22 protein-coding genes are annotated in these 24,225 nt (G+C 64.9%); 14 read left to right on the forward strand and 8 right to left on the reverse strand.

The window, feature by feature from the left end:
* The first annotated feature begins 248 nt into the window (after positions 1-248).
* Positions 249-1,139, forward strand: coding sequence for a methylated-DNA--[protein]-cysteine S-methyltransferase (locus tag QQZ18_RS14770; RefSeq protein ID WP_284541890.1), 891 nt, complete (start codon positions 249-251; stop codon positions 1,137-1,139).
* A gap of 79 nt (positions 1,140-1,218) precedes the next feature.
* On the opposite strand, the gene QQZ18_RS14775 is transcribed toward QQZ18_RS14770, so the two are convergent.
* From QQZ18_RS14775 to QQZ18_RS14785, 3 genes are all read right to left on the reverse strand, one after another.
* Positions 1,219-1,839 (reverse strand): 2,3-bisphosphoglycerate-dependent phosphoglycerate mutase, encoded by a 621-nt coding sequence (locus tag QQZ18_RS14775; RefSeq protein WP_284541680.1) that lies wholly within the window; start codon positions 1,837-1,839, stop codon positions 1,219-1,221.
* Between the two features lie 105 nt (positions 1,840-1,944).
* Positions 1,945-2,757, reverse strand: coding sequence for a 4-hydroxy-tetrahydrodipicolinate reductase (dapB, locus tag QQZ18_RS14780; RefSeq protein ID WP_284541681.1), 813 nt, complete (start codon positions 2,755-2,757; stop codon positions 1,945-1,947).
* A 138-nt stretch (positions 2,758-2,895) separates the two neighbouring features.
* Positions 2,896-3,651, reverse strand: coding sequence for an alpha/beta hydrolase (locus QQZ18_RS14785; protein WP_284541682.1), 756 nt, complete (start codon positions 3,649-3,651; stop codon positions 2,896-2,898).
* 323 nt (positions 3,652-3,974) lie between these two features.
* On the opposite strand from QQZ18_RS14785, the gene infC reads away from it, so the two are divergent.
* From infC to pheT, 5 genes are all read left to right on the forward strand, one after another.
* Entirely contained in the window at positions 3,975-4,511 is a 537-nt protein-coding gene (gene infC / locus QQZ18_RS14790) for a translation initiation factor IF-3 (protein ID WP_284541891.1), read from the forward strand.
* A gap of 384 nt (positions 4,512-4,895) precedes the next feature.
* Positions 4,896-5,096 (forward strand): 50S ribosomal protein L35, encoded by a 201-nt coding sequence (gene rpmI / locus QQZ18_RS14795; RefSeq protein ID WP_026781888.1) that lies wholly within the window; start codon positions 4,896-4,898, stop codon positions 5,094-5,096.
* A gap of 43 nt (positions 5,097-5,139) precedes the next feature.
* Positions 5,140-5,502 carry a 50S ribosomal protein L20 gene (gene rplT / locus QQZ18_RS14800; protein ID WP_100080005.1) on the forward strand — a complete coding sequence of 121 codons (363 nt, stop codon included), beginning with the start codon at positions 5,140-5,142 and terminating at the stop codon, positions 5,500-5,502.
* Positions 5,503-5,654: 152 nt separating this feature from the next.
* The gene (gene pheS, locus QQZ18_RS14805; RefSeq protein ID WP_284541683.1) at positions 5,655-6,737 is read left to right on the forward strand and encodes a phenylalanine--tRNA ligase subunit alpha; all 1,083 of its coding nucleotides are present in this window, start codon (positions 5,655-5,657) and stop codon (positions 6,735-6,737) included.
* Between the two features lie 82 nt (positions 6,738-6,819).
* A complete protein-coding gene (gene pheT, locus QQZ18_RS14810; protein ID WP_284541684.1) occupies positions 6,820-9,234 on the forward strand; it encodes a phenylalanine--tRNA ligase subunit beta in 2,415 nt (804 codons plus the stop codon).
* A 61-nt stretch (positions 9,235-9,295) separates the two neighbouring features.
* On the opposite strand, the gene mepA is transcribed toward pheT, so the two are convergent.
* Together mepA and QQZ18_RS14820 are read right to left on the reverse strand one after the other, a co-directional pair.
* Positions 9,296-10,147, reverse strand: a complete 852-nt coding sequence (gene mepA / locus QQZ18_RS14815) for a penicillin-insensitive murein endopeptidase (RefSeq protein WP_284541685.1) — start codon at positions 10,145-10,147, stop codon at positions 9,296-9,298.
* Between the two features lie 114 nt (positions 10,148-10,261).
* On the reverse strand, positions 10,262-12,136 hold the full coding sequence (locus tag QQZ18_RS14820) for a hypothetical protein (protein WP_284541686.1): 1,875 nt from the start codon (positions 12,134-12,136) through the stop codon (positions 10,262-10,264).
* A 131-nt stretch (positions 12,137-12,267) separates the two neighbouring features.
* On the opposite strand from QQZ18_RS14820, the gene QQZ18_RS14825 reads away from it, so the two are divergent.
* Entirely contained in the window at positions 12,268-13,332 is a 1,065-nt protein-coding gene (locus QQZ18_RS14825) for a glycosyltransferase (RefSeq protein ID WP_284541687.1), read from the forward strand.
* Between the two features lies 1 nt (position 13,333).
* A complete protein-coding gene (locus tag QQZ18_RS14830; RefSeq protein ID WP_284541688.1) occupies positions 13,334-13,735 on the forward strand; it encodes a GtrA family protein in 402 nt (133 codons plus the stop codon).
* On the opposite strand, the gene QQZ18_RS14835 is transcribed toward QQZ18_RS14830, so the two are convergent.
* Entirely contained in the window at positions 13,723-14,520 is a 798-nt protein-coding gene (locus QQZ18_RS14835) for a GNAT family N-acetyltransferase (protein WP_284541689.1), read from the reverse strand. The genes QQZ18_RS14830 and QQZ18_RS14835 overlap by 13 nt on opposite strands.
* A gap of 321 nt (positions 14,521-14,841) precedes the next feature.
* Here QQZ18_RS14835 and QQZ18_RS14840 point away from each other — a divergent pair, with 321 nt between their 5' ends.
* From QQZ18_RS14840 to QQZ18_RS14855, 4 genes are all read left to right on the forward strand, one after another.
* Positions 14,842-16,056 (forward strand): glycosyltransferase family 87 protein, encoded by a 1,215-nt coding sequence (locus QQZ18_RS14840; protein ID WP_284541690.1) that lies wholly within the window; start codon positions 14,842-14,844, stop codon positions 16,054-16,056.
* 181 nt (positions 16,057-16,237) lie between these two features.
* Positions 16,238-18,136, forward strand: a complete 1,899-nt coding sequence (gene dnaK / locus QQZ18_RS14845) for a molecular chaperone DnaK (RefSeq protein WP_284541691.1) — start codon at positions 16,238-16,240, stop codon at positions 18,134-18,136.
* Between the two features lie 109 nt (positions 18,137-18,245).
* Positions 18,246-19,376 (forward strand): molecular chaperone DnaJ, encoded by a 1,131-nt coding sequence (dnaJ, locus tag QQZ18_RS14850; protein ID WP_284541692.1) that lies wholly within the window; start codon positions 18,246-18,248, stop codon positions 19,374-19,376.
* 77 nt (positions 19,377-19,453) lie between these two features.
* Positions 19,454-20,071, forward strand: coding sequence for a class I SAM-dependent methyltransferase (locus QQZ18_RS14855; RefSeq protein ID WP_284541693.1), 618 nt, complete (start codon positions 19,454-19,456; stop codon positions 20,069-20,071).
* A 19-nt stretch (positions 20,072-20,090) separates the two neighbouring features.
* Here the strand turns inward: QQZ18_RS14855 and QQZ18_RS14860 are convergent, their stop codons facing one another.
* Positions 20,091-20,645 carry a MarR family winged helix-turn-helix transcriptional regulator gene (locus QQZ18_RS14860; protein WP_284541694.1) on the reverse strand — a complete coding sequence of 185 codons (555 nt, stop codon included), beginning with the start codon at positions 20,643-20,645 and terminating at the stop codon, positions 20,091-20,093.
* A gap of 221 nt (positions 20,646-20,866) precedes the next feature.
* Here QQZ18_RS14860 and lepA point away from each other — a divergent pair, with 221 nt between their 5' ends.
* A complete protein-coding gene (gene lepA, locus QQZ18_RS14865) occupies positions 20,867-22,672 on the forward strand; it encodes a translation elongation factor 4 (RefSeq protein ID WP_284541695.1) in 1,806 nt (601 codons plus the stop codon).
* A gap of 268 nt (positions 22,673-22,940) precedes the next feature.
* Here the strand turns inward: lepA and grpE are convergent, their stop codons facing one another.
* On the reverse strand, positions 22,941-23,564 hold the full coding sequence (grpE, locus tag QQZ18_RS14870; protein ID WP_284541696.1) for a nucleotide exchange factor GrpE: 624 nt from the start codon (positions 23,562-23,564) through the stop codon (positions 22,941-22,943).
* Between the two features lie 230 nt (positions 23,565-23,794).
* On the opposite strand from grpE, the gene QQZ18_RS14875 reads away from it, so the two are divergent.
* Positions 23,795-24,205 carry a GFA family protein gene (locus tag QQZ18_RS14875; RefSeq protein WP_284541697.1) on the forward strand — a complete coding sequence of 137 codons (411 nt, stop codon included), beginning with the start codon at positions 23,795-23,797 and terminating at the stop codon, positions 24,203-24,205.
* The last annotated feature ends 20 nt before the right edge of the window (positions 24,206-24,225 follow it).

Consider the following 24,225-nt stretch of genomic DNA (forward strand, 5'->3'; position numbering starts at 1 on the left):
AGGCGCTATGCCGCCTTCTATAGCCGGATTTGGTGCCTGGCGGCGTCAGCAGCGTCGCTTTTTCCGGCCATCGGGATCGTTTTTTTGCTCTTTTTCCTCCGACGTGCGAGAATCGGGTGGTTGGATCGCCGACCCCTCCCTAACTTTGCATCGCACCCTTGAAGGAGGACGCGATGGACGCCATTACGCTGACCGACAACCTCACCCGCCCGCCGATGTCTGCGAGCTGGCTGCACGAGGGGCTGCGCATGGCGGGCGAGGTATCCCTCGATCGCGATCACAGCGACTACGTTCTCGTGCGCGACACCATTCGCTTCATTTCCGAGCGCTGGCGCGACCAGCCTGAACTTGAGACGATCGCCGCTGCCGTCGGTACGGATGCCGGTCATCTGCATCGCCTGTTCACCCGGTGGGCGGGCCTGACTCCCAAGGCCTTCGTCCAGGCGCTGACGCTCGACGAGGCGCGGCGGATGCTCGACCAGTCGTCGTCGATCCTCGACACCGCCTATGAGGTCGGCCTGTCCGGTCCGGGGCGTTTGCACGATCTATTCGTGACGCACGAGGCGATGAGCCCGGGCGCCTACAAGGCGCGGGGAGCCGGCGTCACCATCGCCTACGGCTTCCACTCCTCGCCCTTCGGTACCGCGCTGGTGATGGCCACCGACCGGGGACTTGCCGGCATAGCCTTCGCCGACCCCGGCGAGGAACAGAAGGCCTTCCTTGACATGTCGGCCCGCTGGCCTGCCGCCACCTACGTTCAGGACGAAGTGACCACCGCGCCTTATGCGCGACAGGTGTTCGATCCGACGGTGTGGTCGCAGGATCGGCCGATCCGGCTGGTGTTCATCGGCTCCGACTTCGAAGTCAGGGTATGGGAGACGCTGCTGCGAATTCCACTCGGCAAGGCGACGACCTATTCGGACATCGCCCGGCACATCGGCAACCCGAACGCGGCGCGGGCCGTCGGCTCCGCCGTCGGGCGAAACCCCCTGTCCTTCGTCGTGCCCTGCCACCGCGTGCTCGGCCGCGAAGGCGACCTCTGCGGCTATCACTGGGGCCTCACGCGCAAGAAGGCCATTCTCGGCTGGGAAACCGGCCTGGCGCGCCGGCTCGGCGGCGCCGAGGTGGAGAAGGCCTGAGCTTTGCCGTTCCATCCAAAAGAAAAGCGCCGCGATGGAGACCCCACCGCGGCGCTGATCTTTTTCAAAGGTGCGACAATCAGGCCGCCAGAACCTTCTTCGACTTGATCGAACCGTCTTCGTTGAGCTCGTAGACGATCGGCTCGCCGGTGTTCAGCTCGCGGGCGACGATCTCGTCGCCGGAGAGCTTCTCGAGGTCCATGATGATCGAGCGCAGCGAGTTGCCGTGGGCGGCGACCAGCACGTTCTCGCCCTTCAGGACGCGCGGCAGGATCTCGGCGTTGAAATAGGGCAGCGTGCGCTCGGCGGTGTTCTTCAGGCTCTCGCCGCCCGGAGGCGGAACGTCGAACGAACGGCGCCAAATGTGCACCTGCTCCTCGCCCCACTTGGCGCGGGCGTCGTCCTTGTTGAGGCCGGTCAGTTCGCCGTAGTCGCGCTCGTTGAGGGCCTGGTCGCGGATGGTCTCGAGGTCCGGCTGGCCGACTTCGCCGAGGATGAGGCGTAGCGTGTGCTGGGCGCGCGTCAGGACCGACGTGTAGGCGATGTCGTACTTGTAGCCGAGCGCCTTGAGGCGGGTACCGGCGGCGGTGGCTTCCTTGACGCCCTGGGCGGTCAGGTCGGGATCCTTCCAGCCGGTGAACAGGTTGAGCAGGTTCCACTCGGACTGGCCGTGGCGGACGAGGACCAGAATGCGGCTCATGGGCTTTTCTCCAGTTGATCGCTTCATTGGGGGCCGGAACCGACCGTCGGTCCCGGATCTTTCTGCAGCCGGCCACGCCTCCCCAGGAAGCGAGGACGGGATTGGTCAATCCTTCAGGCCGAGGACGTCGGCCATGTCGTAGCGGCCCGGCTTTCGGCCACGCGCCCAGAGCGCGGCTCGAACCGCTCCCTTGGCAAACTGCGCCCGGTCCTCGGCGACGTGCCTCAGCTCCAGCCGCTCGCCGGCGCCGGCGAGATAGACGGTGTGGTCGCCGACGACAGAACCGCCGCGCAGCGTGGCAAAGCCGATGGCGCCTTGCGGACGAGGGCCGGTGTAGCCGTCGCGGGAACGGACGGCGTAATCGTCGAGTTTGATGTCGCGGCCGCGCGCGGCGGCCTCGCCGAGCAGAAGAGCCGTGCCGGAGGGCGCATCCACCTTTTGCCGGTGGTGCATCTCCAGGATCTCGATGTCGAAATCCGGACCGAGAGCTCGAGCGGCCCGCTCGACCAGCACGGCGAGCAGGTTGACGCCGACGCTCATGTTGCCGGATTTGACCACCGTCGCGTGGCGGGCGGCGGCATCGATCTTCGCTTCGTCATCGGCCGAGCAGCCGGTGGTGCCGACGATGTGGACGATACGTGCCTGCGCCGCCAGTTCGGCGAACTCGACCGTGGCGGCCGGACTTGTGAAGTCGAGAATGCCTTCGGCGCCGACCACCGCGGCCAGCGCATCTGTCGTCAAAGGAACGCCGATCTCGCCAATGCCCGCCAGCATACCGGCATCCTCGCCAATCAGCGGACTGCCCTCCCGCTCGATGGCAGCATGGACCGCCACGCCCGCCGTCTCGGAGATGATGCGTACCAGCGTACGCCCCATGCGCCCACCGGCGCCGACCACAACGAGCTTCATGTCCGACATGTCCGACCTCGCGGTTCAGGGGAGAACACCGTTGCCATGGCGGCCTTCTATCACGCGAGAGCCGCGTGGTAATCCTTTAGTCGCAAAAATCCCTCGGGATCACGCTGGAAAAAACGCGTATTGGCGCGGATTTCCGCGTCACTCCTCGGTCACGCGGCCAATGGCATCGAGGATGAGGGCGATGTCGGACGGTCGCGACAGCCGGTGGTCGCCGTCTTTTACCAGCGTCAGCACCACGTCGTCGTCGACGAGACGGTCGACGATGCGCCGCGCGTGGGCATGAGGCACAGAAGTGTCGGCCATGCCCTGGATGATGATCACCGGCACGCCGAGGCGAAGCGGCGCATCGAGAAGGTTGTGCCTGGCGCCGTCACGGAAGAAATCGGCGGTGAGACGGTAGGCCGGACTTCCATATTCGCCGGGGACCTCGACGGTCTCCCCGGCATCCAGGCAAGCGCGCATTTCCGGCGGCAACGCCGGATAGAACAGCTTCTCGGTGAAATCGGGGGCCGGAGCGACGAGCACCACACCCTTGAGCCCGGCAGGTTGCTCGCGGGCGAGCAGCAGCGCCATCCAGCCACCCATCGACGAGCCGACGAGAACGAACTCCGGACCGGCTTCGGCGGCGATCACGGCCTTCGCTTCGCCGAACCAGCGACCGATGCGGCCGTCCTCGAAAGCGCCGTCCGAACCGCCATGACCCGAATAGTCGAAGCGCACCACCTTGCGGCCGTGCTCCTGACCCCAGGCCGCAACCGCCTCGGCCTTGGCTCCGGTCATGTCGGAGCGGAAACCGCCGAGCCAGACGATCGTCGGGCCGTCGCCGTCGCCGACGAGACCGCGAACAATCCGGCCGTCGTCGGGCAAGGTGATACTGATCGGCCGGTCCGACATTTCTCTCCGCTCCTCGCGTCCCACGCGTCGCATGTTGCCGTCGTTCAGGACAATATGCCGCTTCTTTAGCCCATTTCCCCGCCGATTGGCGTGTGCGACCTTGACTTTTTCGCACTCTCCAACGATTTTCAGGCCGTTGTCCAGTTTGCGAGTCCGTGCTTCACAGCAGGCTGCGGTTCGCCGTGAGGACAGCCGGTCATCCGTGGGTGGCGTCCCTGTCTCAAAGGTGCGATCGGTTTGACGATCAAGGTCCTTGACATGGTCGGGCGTCGACATATCCCGAGGAGCGACTGGTCCCATGAACTTCAGAGGAGTTGACAGCCATTCGTCGCCCGTTCCGAGCCACCGCCCCCGTCAAGGAAGGTCCGCGCATCAATCGCGAAATCCGGGTCCCTCAGGTCCAACTGATCGGCGAGGATGGTGACAACCTCGGCGTTGTCGCGATCGCCGATGCCCTGGCCGCCGCTGCCGAGGCCGGTCTCGACCTTGTCGAGATTTCCCCGAATTCGACGCCTCCCGTCTGCAAGATCCTGGACTTCGGCAAATACAAGTTCGAAGCCCAGAAGAAGGCGTCGGAAGCCCGCAAGAACCAGAAGATCGTCGAGATCAAGGAAGTCAAGCTTCGGCCCAACATCGACACGAACGACTACACCGTGAAGATGAAGAGCATGCTGCGCTTCTTCGAGGAGGGCGATAAGGTCAAGGTGACGCTGCGCTTCCGTGGCCGCGAAATGGCCCACCAGGACCTCGGCTTCAAGCTGCTTCAACAGGTCAAGGAAGAAACCGTAAACGTTGCCAAGGTCGAGAGCGAGCCGCGCCTCGAAGGCCGCCAGATGGTCATGTTGCTCGCCCCGCGCTGAGCACTCGGGTCTTCTTCGAAAATGCTCCGGGCAGTTCCGCTGCGCCGGGGCATTTTCATTTTTGCCGAGACTGGCCTGCGTGGGCGACAGAGAAGCCCCCTGAGAAGCCCGTGCGCGCAAGCGCTCGGCGACCCGGCGGCTTCACCATCGCGCGAATCCGCCTTGCGCCCAGCGCCCTTTTCGGCTAGAAGCCCAGCCACTTCAGGTCGCCCGGCGTGGAGACGGCTTGCCGTATCCAAGGGCATGCCGTGGCGGCCGTGGAAGCTCAACCCTGGACAGACCGTCTTGGCCTCCGCGGGATTACCGCGATGGCCGCAGGTCTTCCGGAAAGACAAGGTCAGCGAGGCCCCGCAAGGGATCTCCAAACACTCGGAAACGAGCAAAATGCCCAAGATGAAGACGAAGTCGGGCGCCAAGAAGCGCTTCAAGGTGACGGCCAATGGCCACATCAAGTCCGCCCAGGCCGGCAAGCGCCATGGCATGATCAAGCGGACCACCAAGTTCATCCGCAAGGCTCGCGGCACCACCGTGCTGTCGAAGCCGGATGAAATCATCATCAAGAAGAATTTCCTGCCCTACGCCTGATCCCGCGCGATCAAACGGCACTCACTATCGAGGAGACTGAATTATGGCGCGCGTCAAGCGGGGCGTAACGTCCCATGCCAAGCACAAGAAGGTTTTGGAAGCCGCCAAGGGCTACCGGGGCCGTCGCAAGAATACCATCAAGACCGCCAAGGCGGCTGTCGATCGCGCGATGCAGTATGCGACGCGTGACCGCCGGGCCAAGAAGCGCAACTTCCGCGCCCTCTGGATCCAGCGCATCAACGCCGCCGTTCGTGATGTCACCGGTGGCGAGCTGACCTACGCTCGCTTCATCGATCTCCTGGCCAAGGCCGGGATTGCCATCGATCGCAAGGTGCTGTCCGATCTCGCCATCAGCGAGCCGGCATCGTTTAAGGCCATCGTCGAGAAGGCCCAGGCTGCCGCTTAATCGGCGACAGCGCGGGGCCGATCGCTGATCGGCCGCCCCCGACATTACGAGAGCGGCGCGCCGATCGGTGCGCCGCTCTTTTTGTTTCCAGGGGTGCATTCGCCGGTGAGACCGGCTAGAAGCCAGCCATCAGATCCGCCAGGACATCCGTCATGACCGACATCGAACAGCTCGAAGCCTCCATTCTCGACGACATCCACGCCGCCAGTGACGAAGCCGCCCTTGAAAGCGTGCGCGTTGCCACCCTCGGCAAGCAGGGGTCGGTATCGGCGTTGCTGAAGACGCTCGGCGCCATGAGCCCGGACGAGCGGCGTACGCGCGGTGCGGCGATCAATGCGCTGAAAGACCGGGCTGCCCTCGCCATCGCCGACCGCAAGGCGGTTCTGAAGGCTGACGCCCTTGACGCTCGCCTCGCGCGCGAAACCGTGGACATCTCGCTGCCGGTCCGTCCGGGACCGCTGGCCGAGGGACGCATCCACCCGGTGAGCCAGGTGATCGACGAGATCACCGCCATCTTCACCGATATGGGATTCGCGGTGGCCGAGGGGCCGGACATCGAGACCGACCACTATAACTTCACCGCGCTCAACTTCCCGCCGGACCATCCGGCCCGCGAAATGCATGACACCTTCTTCCTGAAGCCGAAGGAAGACGGCTCGCGCCTGCTGCTCAGGACCCACACCTCGCCGGTGCAGGTGCGCACCATGGAGAAGCAGAAGCCGCCCATCCGCATCATCGCGCCCGGCCGCACCTATCGCTGCGACAGCGATGCCACCCACACGCCGATGTTCCACCAGGTGGAGGGGCTCGTCATCGACGAGACGACGCACTTCGGCCATCTCAAGTGGGTGTTGGAAGAGTTCCTGAAGGCCTTCTTCGAGGTCGATGAGGTCAAGACGCGCTTCCGCCCGTCCTTCTTCCCGTTCACCGAGCCGTCGATGGAAGTCGACGTTGGCTGCCGGCGGTCGGGCTCCGAGATCCGCATCGGCGAGGGCGACGACTGGCTGGAGATCCTCGGCTGCGGCATGGTGCATCCGAACGTCATCCGCGCCGCCGGCCTCGACCCCGACGTCTACCAGGGCTTCGCCTTCGGAATGGGCATCGACCGCATCGCCATGCTGAAATACGGCATGCCCGACCTGCGCGCCTTCTTCGACGCCGATGCCCGCTGGCTGAAGCACTACGGCTTCCGTCCGCTCGACCTGCCGAGCCTCTACGGCGGTCTGACGGGATGATGTCGGCGGCCCTTGCCACGATGTTCCCCCGCCCGCACGCCGGACCAAGCCAATTAGAATTTCCGATTACGGATTTGCCAAAATGAAGTTCACCCTCAGCTGGCTGAAAGACCATCTCGAAACGGAAGCCTCGCTCGACGAGGTCGTCGAGGCGCTCACCATGGTGGGCCTCGAGGTGGAGGAGGTTTCCGATCCATCGGCGCCGCTCAAGCCGTTCGTCGTTGCCAAGATCGTCACCGCCGACAAGCACCCCAACGCCGACAAGCTGAAGCTGCTGTCGGTCGATGCCGGCAAGGGGCCGGTGCAGGTGGTTTGCGGCGCCCCCAATGCGCGCGCTGGCCTCAAAGGCGTGTTCGCGCTGCCCGGCGTCGTCATTCCGGCCACCGGTGACGTGCTTGAGGTCGGTACCATTCGCGGCGTCGAGAGCCGCGGCATGATGTGCTCGGAGCGCGAGCTCGGCCTGTCGGACGAGCACAACGGCATCATCGAGCTGCCCGAGGACGCTCCGATCGGCGTGTCGTTCGCCGACTATCGCGGCGGTGCCGACCCGGTGATCGATATCTCCATCACCCCCAACCGGCCCGACTGCCTCGGCGTTCGCGGCATTGCCCGCGATCTGGCGGCGCGCGGCCTCGGCAAGCTGAAGCCCGATCCGCTCTCCCCGGTCCCCGGCGCCTTCCCCTCGCCCGTGCCGATCGCGCTGAAATTCGATGGCGACGACACGCCCTGCCCGGTGTTCGCCGGTCGCGTGGTGCGCGGCCTCAAGAACGGCCCATCCCCGAAGTGGCTGCAGGACCGGCTCAAGGCCATAGGCCTTCGTCCGATCTCGGCGCTGGTCGACATCACCAACTACCTGACCTTCGATCGCGGCCGGCCGCTGCACGTCTATGACGCCGACAAGCTGACCGGCACCATCTCGGCCCGCCTCGGCATGCCGGGCGAAAGCCTGCTGGCGCTCGATGGCAAGGCCTATGCGGTCGACGACAGCATGTGCGTCATCGCCGACGATGCCGCCGTGCTCGGCCTCGGCGGCGTGATGGGTGGCGAGACCACCGGTTCCACCGAAGCCACCACGTCCGTCTTCATCGAAAGCGCCTACTTCGATCCGGGCCGTACGGCTCGTACCGGCCGTCGCCTGGGCCTCAACTCCGATGCTCGCTTCCGGTTCGAACGCGGCATCGATCCCGGTTTCGTCGTCGCCGGCCTTGAACTCGCGACACGACTGGTGCTCGACCTCTGTGGCGGCGAAGCCTCCGACGTCGTGGTGGCAGGCAAGGAGCCCGTTCCCAATAAGGTGGTCGACTTCCCGCTATCCGAGGTGAAACGCCTCTCAGGCCTCGATCTTCCGGCTGAAACAGTGACCGGCACGCTTGAGAAGCTCGGCTTCTCGGTGACCGGCAGCGGCGACAGCCGTTCGGTCGCCGTGCCTTCGTGGCGCCCGGACGTTTACGGCAAGGCCGACCTCGTCGAGGAAGTAGTGCGCATCGTCGGCCTCGACCAGGTGAAGGCGACGGCGCTTCCGCGCATCGCCTCGGTGTCGCAGAAGGTCTTGACGTCCCTGCAGACTCGCACCCGCCGCGCCAAGCGGACGCTGGCGGCGCGCGGCCTTGTCGAGGCGGTGACATGGTCGTTCCTTGCCAAGCCAATCGCCATGCTGTTCGGCGGCGGCGCGGCCGAACTCGAGCTCGCCAATCCGATCTCCGCCGACATGAGCGACATGCGGCCGAGCCTGATCCCCGGCCTGATGGCGGCGGTCAAGCGCAACGCCGACCGCGGCCTCTCCGATCTTTCGCTGTTCGAAGTTGGGCAGATCTTCGCAGGGGACCGGCCTCAGGACCAGAGCATCGCCGCGACCGCAGTGCGCGAGGGCACTGCCGGGTTCGTCGGCGGCGGCCGTCATTGGGCCGGGCCAGCGACTTCCGTGACCGCCTTCGACGCCAAGGCCGACGCGCTGGCGCTGCTCGATGCGCTCGGCGTCGACATCTCGCGCGTGCAGATCGTCCGTTCGGCGCCGAGCTGGTTCCATCCGGGACGCTCGGGCAGCATCCAGCTCGGCCCGCAGACCGTGCTGGCCCATTTCGGCGAGCTGCATCCGGCCGTCATCGAAGCGCTCGACGCCGAGGGGCCGATCGTTGCCGCCGAGGTGATTCTCGATCGCATCCCGGTGGCCAAGGCGAAGTCGGGCCGCAGCAAGCCGGCGTTGGCGCTCTCCGCCTTCATGCCGGTCAGCCGCGACTTCGCCTTCGTGGTCGATGATGGCGTCGAGGTGGCCAAGATCATCAAGGCGGTGCAGGGTGCCGACAAGAAGCTGATCGGCAGCGTCGATGTGTTCGACATCTACAAGGGCGAGCACGTGGCCGCCGGGCAGAAGTCGGTCGCCATCGCCGTGACGCTGACGCCAAGCGACCGCACGCTGACCGACGAAGACATCGAGAAGGTGTCGAAGGCGATCGTCGCCGCCGTGCAAAAGGCGACGGGCGCCGCATTGCGCGGATAACACTTCCAAGCGCGCAGACTTGAAAAGGCCGCGGTCAGTTCAGAGACCGCGGCCTTTTCTTTCACTTCGCCACCAGAACCTGCGAGCACTCCGGCGGAAGATCCTTCAAGGTGATCTCCGGCGGCGGCGGCTTGGGCTTCGATGGCTTCGTCGGCTTTGGCGGCGGTGCATACCAGCTCTGGAGCTCGGCACCGCAGCCGTCGCCCGTCGGCGGATCGGCCTGGGGCTTGCAGGTCGGCGAGTTGCGCGGGCAGGCGATGCGAACGTGGAAGTGGAAATCGTGACCCCACCACGGACGCACCTTGGACAGCCAGGCGCGATCGCCGCTGGCGCCTTCGCAGAGCGCCTTCTTGATGGCCCGGTTGACGAAGATACGCTCCACCTCCGGCTGCTTGGCGGCGAGGCGGATGATGTTGAACTGGCGGTTCGAGAACTTCTTCGGGTCGACGCTGAGCGTGTCGGGCGCCAGCATCGACACGGCGCTCACCTTTTCGCGCTCGTCGTAGGAGAACTCTCGTTTCGGCATCGGTGTCAGCCAGATGTCGGCGTCGAGCCCAATCTGGTGGCTGGCGTGACCCGACGACATCGGGCCGCCGCGCGGCTGCGACATGTCGCCGACGAGGAGACCGTTCCAGCCGACCGACGGCGCTTTCGCCGCAAGATGCTCGAGGAAACCGACCAGAGCCGGATTGCCCCAGTTGCGATTGCGCGACAGGCGCATCACCTGCCAGGTCGGACCGTTGACGGGCAGCAGGTCCGCGCCGGCAAGGCAGCCTCGGGCATAGGAACCGATCGAGCGCGCAGCGAGTGGCGCCGGATCATTGACGGCGCCGAACAGCTGCTTGGCCGGCGTCTCGGCGGCGGCCGGCAGCGCGGTGGCTAGGAAGACGAGTGCGGCAAGACGACAGAACATGGGCTATTCCGGCTTGGTTGACGGATCATGCTGCGCCTTGGCCGATTAACCGGAGATTAACCAGGCGCAAGACGAAGCGGCTTCAGGAGCCCCACGCCGGATCGGGGCCGCCCGTCAATCGCGTATCGATGGGCGGAGCCTGAGCACCGGCAGCGAGCCGGTGACGTCGAGACCGGAGGGCTTTGCCGAAAAGATCATGCCGGCCGGCCCCGAGGCGACCTCGGCAAGCCAAGGCGGCCGCACACCGTCGATCAGGCGAGCGGCAAGTCCGCCCGGCGCGCGCTCGGCCATCTGGTTAAGCTCGGGATCGCCAGTACAGGCGGCAAGATAGGTGGCGCCGGTCGCCCGGAAAGCGACCTCGGGATCGGCACCCGTAAAGACCGCATCCACGGCCAGGATGCCATGGGCACCGCGATGATAGGGCGCTGCCAGCACGGAATGCGGCGTCGCCTTGAGCAGGAAGGCGCCGAAGTTCGAGGTGGCCACGACGAGCCCTGGCGCGCGCGCGCCGAGTACATCGCCCAGGAAAGCGCGGCATTCGGCCATGTTCGCGACATTGGCCGCCTCGGCGTCCGGTCGGTCAAACAGGCGATCGGATGTCGTGACGACAAGCGTCCACAAGGCAGGAACGGCGAGGAGCCAAGTCCATCGCCGGGCGATCGAGCGGGCATCGTCGCGCCCCTCCGTCACCTTGACGGCCAGGGCGACGACGACGCCGACGGCCGCCGATGCGACCACCTGGGCGCCGACCAGCGCGCGCAACTGCACCGCACCGAGCAGAACCGAGCCGCCAAGAATGGAGAGAACGATGACGAAAGCCGGCCGGTCGGAGGCCGGCATGCTGCGAAGCGCTAGCACCCCAAGCAGGAGGGCGGCGAATGGCGCGAAGTAAACCGGCAGCGCCAGTCCCGGCCGGTTCTCGATGGTGGACAGAAAGCCCTGTGCCTCCGCGACGTGATCCAGCCAGATCGGCCGAATGGCCGGATCGATGCCGCCATAAGGACCGGCGAGGCAGGACGGAAACAGCACGGCGGCAACCGTCACAAGAAGCGAGGCGACAGCGACCAGCGCACCGCCGCGCATCAGAAGGCCCGGCACGCCGTCACCATGGCCGCGCAGCAAGGCCGCCGACGCGATCACGCCGATACCTCCGACGACCACGGGCATCAGATAAGCGAAGGACAAAGCGTCACAAGCCGGCACCAGCCAGCGCGACGGGGGTATGGTTGCCACGGCACCCAGCAGGGAGCCCAAGATCAGCGCGCCGGCAAACAGGATCAGACCGCGCCGCCAGCGGTCGGCATCCACGATCCAAGCGATGGCGAGACCGAGGATGGCCAGAAGGACGGCAGGCAACGTTTCCATGCCGACGGCGAGGCTGATCGACGCCGCCACTCCAGCGGCGACAGACCAGCGACGGCCTTGGTCGGCCCGTACCAGCCCCATCAGCACGCAAGCGAGCAGCACCGCCTGAACGTTGTGATGATCGAGATTGCCGGGGGTGAAAACAGCCTTCACCTGCGGCGAGAGGAAGATCATCAGGAGGGTGGCGAGGCGAGCGATGTCGCCCCCGAAGCGGCCGGCTACCGAAGCGAGCGCGAAGGCGAAAGGAATCACCAGCAGAACCGGCCAGACGTTGGCGGCGAAAACTTCGGCCCCGGCGCTGCCGACAAAGGGGGTTGCCGTGAGCACGAGGATGGCAATCGGCAGATCTACGAGACGCGACCAGTGCATCAGCACGCCGCCGGGCGGATCGAGCCGGTATTGCGTCAGGTCGAACCAGCTCTGACCGGCAAGGAAATCGCGGACCTCAACGAGGCGCATCATCGCATCGGGATCATCCCAGCTGGGCCCGAGGTCGGCGAGCCGATTGACCGCGACGAGCCCCGCGACGAACAGCCCCAACGCGACAGCGAAGACCAGACGAGCGCGCAGGCCGAAACAGAAGAGGACAGGTGCGACGCCGAAGGCGCCTTGTTTGGAATTCATTGACCAAAGCCGACGACAGAACGTGGTGAAGCCCGGCACATGCGAAGCGTCGTTAGCTTTGCCTTAACACGATGGATAAAAGGTAAAGGCGACGCACCGCCCGTCGCGGTTCGCATCTTCCGGAAGGCGCCATGACCGCAAGCGAGATCGCAACCGACTCCACCGCCGCCTTTCCGGGGCTCGACATCGCCGTGGTTCTGCCCTGCTACAACGAAGGGGTGACGATCGGCGCCGTCGTGCGCGGCTTTCGCGCCGCTCTGCCGGAAGCGCGCATCTTCGTCTTCGACAACAATTCCTCCGACCGGACCGCCATCGAGGCGCGGGTCGCCGGAGCCGAGGTCGTGCGCGAGGGCCGGCAAGGCAAGGGCCACGTGGTCCGTCGCATGTTTGCCGACGTCGACGCCGACATCTATGTCATGGCCGACGGCGATGGCACCTACGATCCGAACGACGCCATCGATCTCGTGCGGGCTCTGATCACCGAGCGGGCCGACATGGCCGTCGGCGTCCGGCGCAACGTCACCGTCGATGCCGGCCGCTCAGGACACGCCTTCGGCAATCGACTGTTCAACGGCCTCTATCGCCGCCTGTTCGGCCCCGATTTCACCGACGTGTTCTCCGGGTACCGGGCCTTCACGCGTCGCTTCGTCAAGAGCTTCCCGGCCGTATCGCACGGCTTCGAGATCGAAACGGAAATGGCGGTGCACGCCGGCCAGCTCCACATCCCCACCGTGGAGCTGCCGCTCGACTACGGCCGCCGCGTCGAGGGCGCCCCGTCCAAGCTGCGCACGTTCCGCGACGGTTTCCGCATCCTGATGATGTTCGCCATGCTGGTGAAGGAGACCCGGCCGAGCCTGTTCTTCGGCCTGCTCTCGGGGCTCTTCGCTGCCGCCTCCGTCGTTCTTGCCCTGCCGGTATTCGCGACTTACGTCGAGACCGGCTTGGTTCCCCGCCTGCCCACCGCCGTGCTGTCGACCGGCCTGATGATCCTGGCGGCGCTTCTGGCGACCGCCGGCCTCGTTCTCGACAGCCTCGCGCGCTCCCGCGTCGAGCAGAAGCGCATCCTCTACCTGTCGATTCCGGCACTCCGAGCGACCGAGGAGCCCGTCGGGGCGGAAACGGCGGCGAACCTTGCGACGCTCCGCGACTTGCTGCGTCGGCTTGGCGATCGGTCCGATCGGCGAAGGGCCGGCTGAGATGCCGCCCGTCTTCCGGCGGTTCGGTGGTTTCGCAGTGGCGGGCCTCAGCGGCTTTGTCGTCGATGCCAGTTTGACCGAGGCCCTGGCTGCGTTCGGCGTCAGCCCCTATCTCGGCCGCATCTTCGCCGTGGCAGTTGCCATCGCCGTCACCTACACCATCAACCGCAACTTCACCTGGAAGGAACGGCGCGCCCCGGTGCCCGGCCGGCGGGCGCGCTACCTCGCGGTATCGCTCATTTCGATCGCCGCGAACTACCTGGTGTTCGCCGCCGCCCTGGCGCTCCTGCCTGGGCTGCGGCCGCTGCTGGCCGTCGCGGCCGGCACCGGCGTCGGCATGGTGATGAACTTCGTCGGTTATTCTCGCTTCGTGTTCAAGACCGGCGAGGATCAGGCGGCGTAACGGCTGGCGTCGGCGCCGTAGTAACGGACGTAGCGCTCAGAGATGCGGTCGACCGGCAATACGATCATCACGTCTGTGGTTCCGAAGGGGCGATCGACGACGGCGCCGCGGCCGACCATGGCCCCGAGGCGAAGATAGCCCTTGATGAGCGGTGGCATTCCAGCGAGCGCGGTGCGCATGTCGACAGCCTCGATCGGCAGCCGGTTCATGGTGACCCCTCGCTCGGGCCGTGCTTCCACCAGCCAGTCGGTATCGGCGGAGGCATGGTGGTGCAGGAAAGACAGCGGCAGGGCGAGAGCATCGGGATCGGTGCCCTCGAAGGACGCGCAACCGATCATGGCGTCGACGCCGTTGTTCAGCACGTAGGCCCAGATGCCCTGCCACAACAATTCGACGGTGCGCTTGCTGCGGTAGGCCTTCATGACGCAGGACCGGCCGAGTTCGAGGAATTCCAGGCCGGAATGGCGGGCAAGAAGAGGTTCGATGGCAAACTCGCCGGCGGTATAGAACCCGCGATGACGTTCGGCTACTTTCTGGCGCAGGAGCCGATAGGTGCCGACGATGCGCGGCCGCGCTCGCCGAAACGGCCGGATCTCGACGTCGTCGTGATCGAGGACGAGCAAGTGATCGCAATAGCGATCGAAGGCATCGGCATCGCGACGGCGCAAGAGGGTACGCGGGTCGGCGGTCGCCTGCATCTCACCGTAGAAGACGCGGTAGCGCAACGCCTGGGCGGCCCGAACCTCACCGGCCGAGCGGGCGAGCCGCACCTCGAGAGACCCCATGCGCCCGAGCGGAGGCACGTTTTCGGGAATGCGTCGCAGATCTCCAGCTGCGAACGTGGACCAAAGCCGACTACCTGCGGCGGAAACCCGATCAGATCCCATTGTCCGGACGCTCCTTCGAGTTCGCGCTATTCTGTGCGGGAAAGCGCTGGCAAACGTGCCATGACGAGCCCACCATGTCGCCTGAACAGAAGGATGACAAATTTCCGACGGTTTAGTGACGGTTGTCGGCAAATCGTCCCGCTTTCATAAAGGCGTCATTTAGAAACTGTTTTCGGTCTCGTGGTATCGCCTGACAGGCGTTACCAGGAGTTTCACCCGATGTCGTTGTCGACGCCTCCCGCTCGGTCGAACTTGATCACGCCCCGCTTCGCGCTTGGCATCCTGAGTTTTTCGACATTCTACGTGATTTACGACGCGATTATCGGGTTTCCTCAACGCGGCGATCTCTATGCCATCGGGCGGGATTTCGTGAACATGTGGATGGGCGCACGCTTGGCCCTCTCCGGGAACATATCAACACTATTCGACTGGCCGGCCTACGTCGACTTGCTGCGAACGACCTTCTGGCCGACATATGCCATCCACAACTGGTCCTACCCGCCACATGTCCTTCTGTTCGTCTGGCCACTTGGCTTGCTGCCTTATCACGTGGCGCTGGTTCTGTGGGACGCTCTTGGGCTGCTTGCGTTTTTCGCGTCCGCAAGACTTGCATTCCGATCAATGCAACCCGAGCGAAGAAACTGGCTGTCACTCGCTGCCATTGGATCCCCGGTCGTCGCGCTTAACATTGTTCTCGGGCAAGTCGGACTTTATGTCGGAGCGATTCTGGTGTCGGCGTGGGTTCTGCGCGATCGCAGTCCCATAGTGAGCGGCATCCTCGTCGGTCTGCTCACTATGAAGCCGCATTTAGGACTGCTTTTGCCGATCGTACTGTTGATCGAACGGCGTTACGCAGTCGTCTTGTCGGCTGCGACGACCACTCTTGTTCTCGTGCTGGCGACTTCGCTGATTTTCGGCTGGTCCGTATTTCCAGACTACATAGCCTACGCCGGACCGACACAACTGCACGTGCTGACAACATATGACCGGCTCGACTGGATCATGCCGACACCGATGATGATGGCGCGCACCCTGGATCTACCGATCGATTACGGCTGGTTTTTCGTAGCTGCCGCCGCTCCGGCCGCCCTGATCGCCTTTTTCTACGTAATGCTGCACGATGCAAACGATGCCTCGAAGCTCGCAATGACTGTCGTGGCGACAATCCTCATCCTGCCGTATGCCTTCACCTACGACACCACACTGTTTGTCATACCTGTCGTCCTGCTCATGGATCGTATGGAAAAGCCATGGCAAATGATGGTCCTTCTTAGCGCCTATATGCTGCCTGCGCTTGGTCTTGCCACGTTGGCATCCGGCATACCGCTTGCCACCGCCTCCTTGGTCGCTTTTGCCTTCCTACTCGTATACGAGGCGCGCCGGCCCGCTCAACGGGAAGAGACGGTCGCTCCGAGCGATTTCAGCGCACCCTGACCGAAGACTCAAGGCGCTCTCCGTCTTGCGCCGCCTTCGCCGGCAACCTATATACCGGCCGAATTCGGGGACTTCCCCGGTCAGCATTCAAGATGAAAAAACGGGGACCGGCCGGGAATCCGGCATCTAGCCGAATGCCTCGGAAGAGGGTTCGGACGGTCTGCCTGAACGGAGTGACGAAATGGGCAAGGTTATCGGCATCGATCTCGGGACGACCAATTCCTGCGTCGCCATCATGGACGGCAAGAACGCAAAGGTGATCGAGAATTCTGAGGGCGCGCGCACCACGCCCTCGATCGTCGCCTTCGCCGACGGCGGCGAACGCCTGGTCGGCCAGCCGGCCAAGCGGCAGGCGGTGACCAATCCCGAAAACACAATCTTTGCGGTGAAGCGCCTGATCGGTCGGCGGTTCGAGGACCCGATGGTGTCCAAGGACAAGGACCTCGTCCCCTATTCCATCGTCAAGGGCGACAACGGCGACGCCTGGGTGAATGCTGACGGCAAGAAGTATTCGCCCTCGCATATCTCGGCGATGACGCTGGCCAAGATGAAGGAAACGGCAGAGGCCTACCTCGGCACCAGCGTGACGCAGGCCGTCATCACCGTTCCCGCCTACTTCAATGACGCCCAGCGTCAGGCCACCAAGGACGCCGGCAAGATCGCCGGCCTTGAAGTGCTGCGCATCATCAACGAGCCGACGGCCGCCGCTCTGGCCTACGGCCTCGACAAATCCGATCATTCCAAGACCATCGCCGTCTATGACCTCGGCGGCGGCACCTTCGACATCTCGATCCTCGAGATCGGCGATGGCGTGTTCGAAGTGAAGTCGACCAACGGCGACACCTTCCTCGGTGGCGAGGACTTCGACATGCGACTCGTCAACTATCTCGCCGACGAGTTCAAGAAGGAGCAGGGCATCGACCTGCGCGGTGACAAGCTGGCGCTGCAGCGGCTGAAGGAAGCCGCCGAAAAGGCCAAGATCGAGCTGTCCAGCGCGTCGCAGACCGAGATCAACCTGCCGTTCATCACCGCCGACGCTAAGGGTCCCAAGCACCTGACGCTGAAGCTCACCCGCGCCAAGTTCGAGGCGCTGGTCGATGACCTCGTGCAGAAGACCGTCGAGCCCTGCAAGGCGGCCCTCAAGGATGCCGGCCTCAGCGCCGGTCAGATCGACGAGGTGGTGCTGGTCGGCGGCATGACCCGCATGCCCAAGGTACAGGAGACGGTGAAGCAGTTCTTCGGCCGCGAGCCGCACAAGGGCGTCAACCCGGACGAAGTGGTGGCCATCGGCGCCGCCATTCAGGCCGGCGTCCTGGCCGGCGAGGTCAAGGACGTCCTGCTGCTCGACGTGACGCCCTTGTCGCTCGGCATCGAAACGCTGGGTGGCGTGTTCACGCGCCTCATCGACCGCAACACCACCATCCCCACCAAGAAGAGCCAGGTGTTCTCGACCGCCGAGGACAGCCAGAGCGCGGTGACCATTCGCGTCTTCCAGGGCGAGCGCGAGATGGCGGCGGACAACAAGATGCTCGGCCAGTTCGATCTCGTCGGCCTGCCGCCGGCACCGCGCGGCGTGCCGCAGATCGAGGTGACCTTCGACATCGACGCCAACGGCATCGTCAACGTGTCGGCCAAGGACAAGGGCACCGGCAAGGAGCAGCAGATCCGCATCCAGGCGTCTGGTGGCCTTTCCGATTCCGACATCGACAAGATGGTGAAGGATGCCGAGGCCAATGCCGCCGCCGACAAGGCGCGCCGCGAGGCGGTCGAAGCGCGGAACCACGGTGAGGCGCTGATCCACTCGACCGAGAAGTCGCTCGCCGACTTCGGCGACAAGGTCTCTTCCTCGGACAAGTCGATCATCGAGAACGCGATCACCGATCTCAAGGCGGTGATCGAATCGAACGACGCCGAGGATATCAAGGCCAAGACCAATGCCCTCGCCCAGGCGGCCATGAAGCTGGGCGAGGCTATGTACGCCGCCCAACAGGATGGCGCCGAGGAGAAGCCAAGCACCGAGGGTGACGACGTCCTCGATGCCGACTTCGAAGAGGTCAAGGACGACAAGAAGAACGGCTGAGGCCGGGCTTCCTGCGCATCCGGCTCTCCGGTCGAATAACCGGGGAGCCGCTTCCTGTTGAGAGCGGGCGGGGACATGCCGCCCAGCGTTCTCCACCTCGGGACAGACGATGGCCAAACGCGATTATTACGACGTGCTGGGCGTTTCCCGCGACGCCGACGAGAAGACGCTGAAGAGCGCCTTTCGCAAGCTCGCCATGCAATTGCATCCGGACAAAAATCCAGGTGATGCCACCGCAGAGACCCGCTTCAAGGAAGCCAACGAGGCCTACGAAGTCCTGAAGGACCCGCAGAAAAAGGCCGCCTACGATCGCTTCGGCCATGCGGCATTCGAGAATGGCATGGGCGGGCGTGGCGCGGACCCCGGCTTCGGCGCCTCGATGGCCGACATTTTCGACGACATTTTCGGCGAGTTCATGAGCGGCGGCCGGCGCAGCCGGCCGAATGGGCGCGAGCGCGGCGCGGACTTGCGCTACAACCTCGACATCACGCTGGAGGAAGCCTTCGCCGGCAAGACGGTCGAAATTCACGTTCCCACATCGATCACCTGCGTCAAGTGCTCGGGGACCGGCGCCAAGCCCGGCACCAGCCCGCAAACCTGCCGCACCTGCGGCGGTAGCGGCAAGGTCAGGGCGAGCCAGGGGTTCTTCACCATCGAGCGCACCTGTCCCACCTGTCAGGGCCGCGGCGAGACCATCGCCAACCCATGCGAAGCGTGCTCGGGCACCGGACGCACCACGCAGGAGCGGTCGCTGTCGGTCAATATCCCGGCCGGCATCGAGGACGGCACCCGAATCCGCCTCTCCGGCGAAGGCGAGGCCGGCCTGAGGGGTGGTCCGGCCGGCGACCTCTACATCTTCATCTCGCTACGGCCGCACGCCTTCTTTCAGCGCGATGGCGCCGACCTCCATTGCCGCGTGCCGATCTCCATGACAACCGCGGCGCTCGGCGGCGAATTCGAGGTACCGACCATCGAAGGCGGCAAAACCAAAGTGCGCGTGCCCGAAGGCACCCAGACCGGCAAGCAGTTCCGCCTCAGATCGAAGGGCATGCCCGTGCTGCGCTCGCGCGACGTCGGCGATATGTACATCAATGTCACCGTCGAGACGCCGCAACGCCTCACGCGCCGTCAGCGTGAGTTGCTCGAGGAGTTCGAGCGCGAGTCTTCGGGCGAGAACAATCCCGAGTCGGCCGGCTTCTTTGCCCGCGTCCGCGATTTCTTTGACAACCTGGGCAGTTGAGATCACTGTCGAAATCGCGGTTGGTAGTCGTCGGTGACGCGGTTCAACGCGTCTGCTGGCCGGACCTGGGGGTGGGGATGTTCGTGCATCGACTGCGGGACGAAGCGATCGCCGAGGCGAAGCGCGTGCGTTGCCATTATTCGGACGATCTCAAGTTCCTGAAGAGCTGGGCGGCAAAGCCGCTCACGACCGGCGCCGTAAGTCCCTCGGGGCGGTGGCTTGCTCGCTCCATGGCAGCCCTCGTCGATCCCGCCTGGGAAGGAACGGTCATCGAACTTGGGCCGGGCACCGGCGCCGTTACCGCCGCCCTGCTCCAACGGGGAGTAGCGCCCGAGAGCCTGCTTGCCATCGAGTACAATCCGGATTTCGCCGAGCATATCCGGGGCCGCTTTCCGGGCATCGGCGTGGCTGTCGGCGACGCCTACCAGTTCGGTGATACGCTGCGGCGTGCTGGCGTCGAGAAGGTAGCCGCCGTCGTCTCCTCGCTGCCCCTGTTCACGCAGCCACCGCTCCGTCGCCGCCAGCTTCTCGAAGAGGCGATGACGGCCCTCGAACCGGGGCGGCCATTCATTCAGTTTTCCTATGCTCTGGTGCCGCCGGTTCCCGCCGAGGCCGGGCGCTGGACCCTCGGCGTCAGCGGCTGGATCGTTCGCAACCTGCCGCCGGCTCGCGTCTGGACCTATCGCAAGGCGTAAGGCCCGGACGGCAAGGCGGTCAGATCTCGTCGCAAGTCGCGGAAGAACCATCCGGCGAAGCGTCCTTGGCCGCCAGAAGCTCCGCCTTGAAACTGCATGTGCAGTAAATTCGCGAACACATCCGGCAGAGACGGCGGCGATCGTGCCCGCGTGCCGCGTGATCGCGCAGCATCCGATCGATAAGCCCGTCGAGAAGATCGCGCTCCTCGGCCGACAGACTGGCGAGAAAGCCGCCGCTCGCGGCAAGGCGGTGCTCCTGCAACCCGTCCGCCCGCCGCCGCCCGGCCGGCGTGATTTCCACCAGCACTTCACGACCGACGCGACGGCGGCGATGCAGCAGACCGTCGGCCTCCAGCCGGTCGATGAGCCGGACGGTGGCCGAATGGGTGAGGCCGACGATGGCGGCCATCTCGCCAATGCTGGCCGGAGGGTTGTTGGCGGCGGTGATCAGGGCGGCGACGGCCGTCGGTGCGAGGGCGGCATCCCCGGAGAGCGTCGCATCCGTGATGGCCAGCGACAGGGCAGCAAACTTGTTCGACAGGTGCTTCTCCACGTTTTCCCTCGCCTCCGGCATCCGTCCCGACCTTACCAAAGGGTCTTCGCGTCACCGAAAATTCAACCATTTCTCATTGATAAACGAAGGCGATGACGGCTACCGCTCAGAAAAACACTTATCGCGTTCAAGACATAAGCCGTGCCGACCGGTCGCCGAAGCGAACGATGGCTCGGAAAACCTTGCTCCGGCCGGGCGTCAGGTGCTTGGCGGTGGGGCGGGGTAATGATATCTAGCCGGCCATGACGACAAAGCCGCTCTCCCATATTCGCAACTTCGCCATCATCGCTCACATCGATCATGGCAAGTCGACGCTCGCCGACCGCCTGATCCAGACGACGGGCGCCGTTGCCCAGCGCGACATGAAGGAACAGATCCTCGACTCGATGGACATCGAGCGCGAGCGCGGCATCACCATCAAGGCACAGACCGTTCGCCTCGCCTACAAGGCCGAGGACGGCGAGACCTACACGCTCAATCTGATGGATACGCCCGGCCACGTCGACTTCGCCTACGAGGTCAGCCGTTCGCTTGCAGCCTGCGAGGGATCGCTGCTCGTGGTCGATGCCAGCCAGGGCGTCGAGGCGCAGACGCTCGCCAACGTCTACCAGGCGATCGACAACAACCACGAGATCGTGCCGATCCTCAACAAGGTGGACCTGCCGGCCGCCGAGCCGGAGCGGGTCAAGAGCCAGATCGAGGACGTGATCGGCCTCGATGCCTCCGACGCCGTGGAGATTTCCGCCAAGACCGGGCTCAACATCGAGGGTGTGCTGGAGGCGATCGTCAAGCGCCTGCCGCCGCCCAAGGGCGATCCGGACGCGCCACTCAAGGCCCTGCTGGTGGACAGCTGGTATGACGCCTACCTCGGCGTCATGGTGCTCGTGCGCATCATCGACGGCGTGCTTCAAAAGGGCATGAAGGTCAGGATGATGCGGACCGGCGCCGTCTACGAGATAGAGCGCGTCGGCTACATGACGCCCAAGCTCGAACTCTGCGACAAGCTGACGACCGGCGAGGTCGGCGTCATCACCGCTTCGATCAAGGAAGTGGCCGATACCGCCGTCGGCGATACCATCACCGACGAACGGCGACAGACCACCGAGCCGCTGCCCGGCTTCCGTCCGGCGCAGCCCGTGGTGTTCTGCGGACTGTTCCCGGTCGACGCCGCCGACTTCGAAGACCTGCGCGCCGCCGTCGGCAAGTTGCGACTCAACGACGCCAGCTTCTCCTTCGAAATGGAAACCTCGGCCGCGCTCGGCTTCGGCTTCCGCTGCGGCTTCCTCGGCCTGTTGCATCTCGAAATCATCCAGGAGCGACTGGAGCGCGAGTTCAACCTCGACCTGATCGCCACGGCGCCGTCGGTCATCTACAAGATGACGCTGACCGATGGCACGGAGATCGAGCTGCACAACCCGGCCGACATGCCGGAGGTGACGCGCATTTCGGTGATCGCCGAGCCCTGGATCCGCGCCTCGATCATGACGCCCGACGACTACCTCGGCGCCATCCTGAAGCTTTGCCAGGACCGGCGCGGCATCCAGATCGACCTCTCCTACGTCGGCAGCCGGGCCATCGTGCAGTACGACTTGCCGCTCAACGAAGTGGTGTTCGACTTCTACGACCGGCTGAAGTCGATCTCCAAGGGCTACGCGTCGTTCGACTATCACCTCAGCGACTATCGCGAGGGCGATCTCGTCAAGATGCAGATCCTCGTCAACGCCGAGCCGGTGGATGCGCTTTCCGTGCTCGTCCACCGCAGCCAGTCGGAACGGCGCGGCCGTGCGATGTGCGAGAAGCTGAAGGATCTCATCCCGCAGCACATGTTCCAGATCCCGATCCAAGCGGCGATCGGCGGCAAGATCATCGCCCGCGAGACCATCCGGGCGCTCCGCAAGGACGTTCTCGCCAAGTGCTACGGCGGTGACGTGACGCGCAAGCGCAAGCTTCTGGACAAGCAGAAGGAAGGCAAGAAGCGGCTTCGCCAGTTCGGCAAGGTGGAAATCCCGCAGGAGGCCTTCATTGCAGCGCTGAAGATGGACGACTGAGCGAACACCAGCGGCAGGCCGTCCCCTTGGCGCGTCTGCCGCCGGGCTGGCAATGTCCCCCGCGTGCAACGCAGGGCCGTTCCGACATTGCCGCCCGAGGGCGACCATCCCCTCCTGGGGCCTTGCGTGACGCTAGACGCGATGGCGCGCGATTGCCAGTCCCTTTTACGTGAAATCGCGTACAGACCCGTCCGAAGTTCAAATAACGTTGAGAAAAGAAAAAGGGCGCCCGTTCGGACGCCCTTTCTGCTTTTGTTGCAGCTTCGGTTCACACCGTCTTGTCGACCTTGTGGCCGCCGTCGGCCGGCGTTTCGGGCTGAACGGCTGCTTCCTCGGCAGGCGCCGCCTTCGGGCCGCCGCGGCCGACGCCGACGAGGGCCGGACGCAACACCCGCTCGCCGATCTTGAAGCCGACCTGCATGACCTGCACCACCGTACCGGCCGGCACGCTCGGATCGGGGACTTCGAACATCGCCTGGTGGAAATTGGGATCGAACTTCTCGCCGGTCGGATCGACGCGGCTGATGCCGTGCTTTTCGAGCGCCTTCATCAGTTCGCGCTCGGTCAGCTCGACGCCCTCGACCAGCGAAATCAGCGCTTCGCCACCGGTGGCGCGCGCTTCGGCGTCGACTGCCGCGATGGCACGCGTCAGGTTGTCGGCGGCGCCGACGATGTCGCGGGCGAAGTTGGTCACCGCATAGGTGCGGGCATCGGCGATCTCGCGCTCGGTCCGGCGGCGGAGATTCTCCATGTCGGCGAGGGTACGGAGGAGCTGATCCTTGAGATCGCCCGCCTCCTTTTCGAGGGCGGCGATGCGCTGGAGTCCCTGGTCGACCACCGGGTCCAGTTCGGGGGCGGCCGGTTCGGGAGTCTGTGCTGTCTCGTCTGCCATCTTGTCCTCATACTGTCTGAAAGCGGCTGTCGCCGCCAAACGTGCTCCGGATTTGAGGGTTTCGGACAGGAAAATCAACCCTTGGCCCCGCTTTCCCTGCGCGCAGCCCTACAAGTATGCTTCCGCAGGCGGCGATGCTAGCCTTCGTCACGATAGGCGCCACGGACGGCTTCCGTCGCAGGGACGATATCGGCCGTCCATGACGGTGCCTTCCGAATGGGGAAAAGCGAATGGCTCAAGGACCAAACCGCCTTCGCGGCGAGTGCCTTTGTCGTCGGGTGGGCTACGAGGTGGACGACGCCTTCGAGTATGCATTGAACTGCCATTGCTCGAACTGCCGTCGTGCGACCGGAGCCGCCTTCAAGCCTTTTGCCGGCATTCGCGCGGAACAACTGGCCGTGGTGCGCGGCCGAGATGACATCATGCGCTTCGATGAAGGCAACCATGACGCCCATTGCGGCCACTGCGGCTCGCTACTCTATTCGCAGGTCCGCGACGGAGCCTATGCCCATGTCACCCTGGGCACGCTGGTCGACCCGCCGTCGATCCGGCCGACCGCGCATATCTTTGTCGGCTCCAAGGCCCCCTGGTTCGAGATCTCGGACGCGCTGCCACAGTTCGACGAGTTTCCAACCGACTGACCGCGCGCTCGGCTCTTGTT

It is taken from the genome of Pleomorphomonas sp. T1.2MG-36, from assembly GCF_950100655.1.
Lineage (GTDB): Bacteria > Pseudomonadota > Alphaproteobacteria > Rhizobiales > Pleomorphomonadaceae > Pleomorphomonas.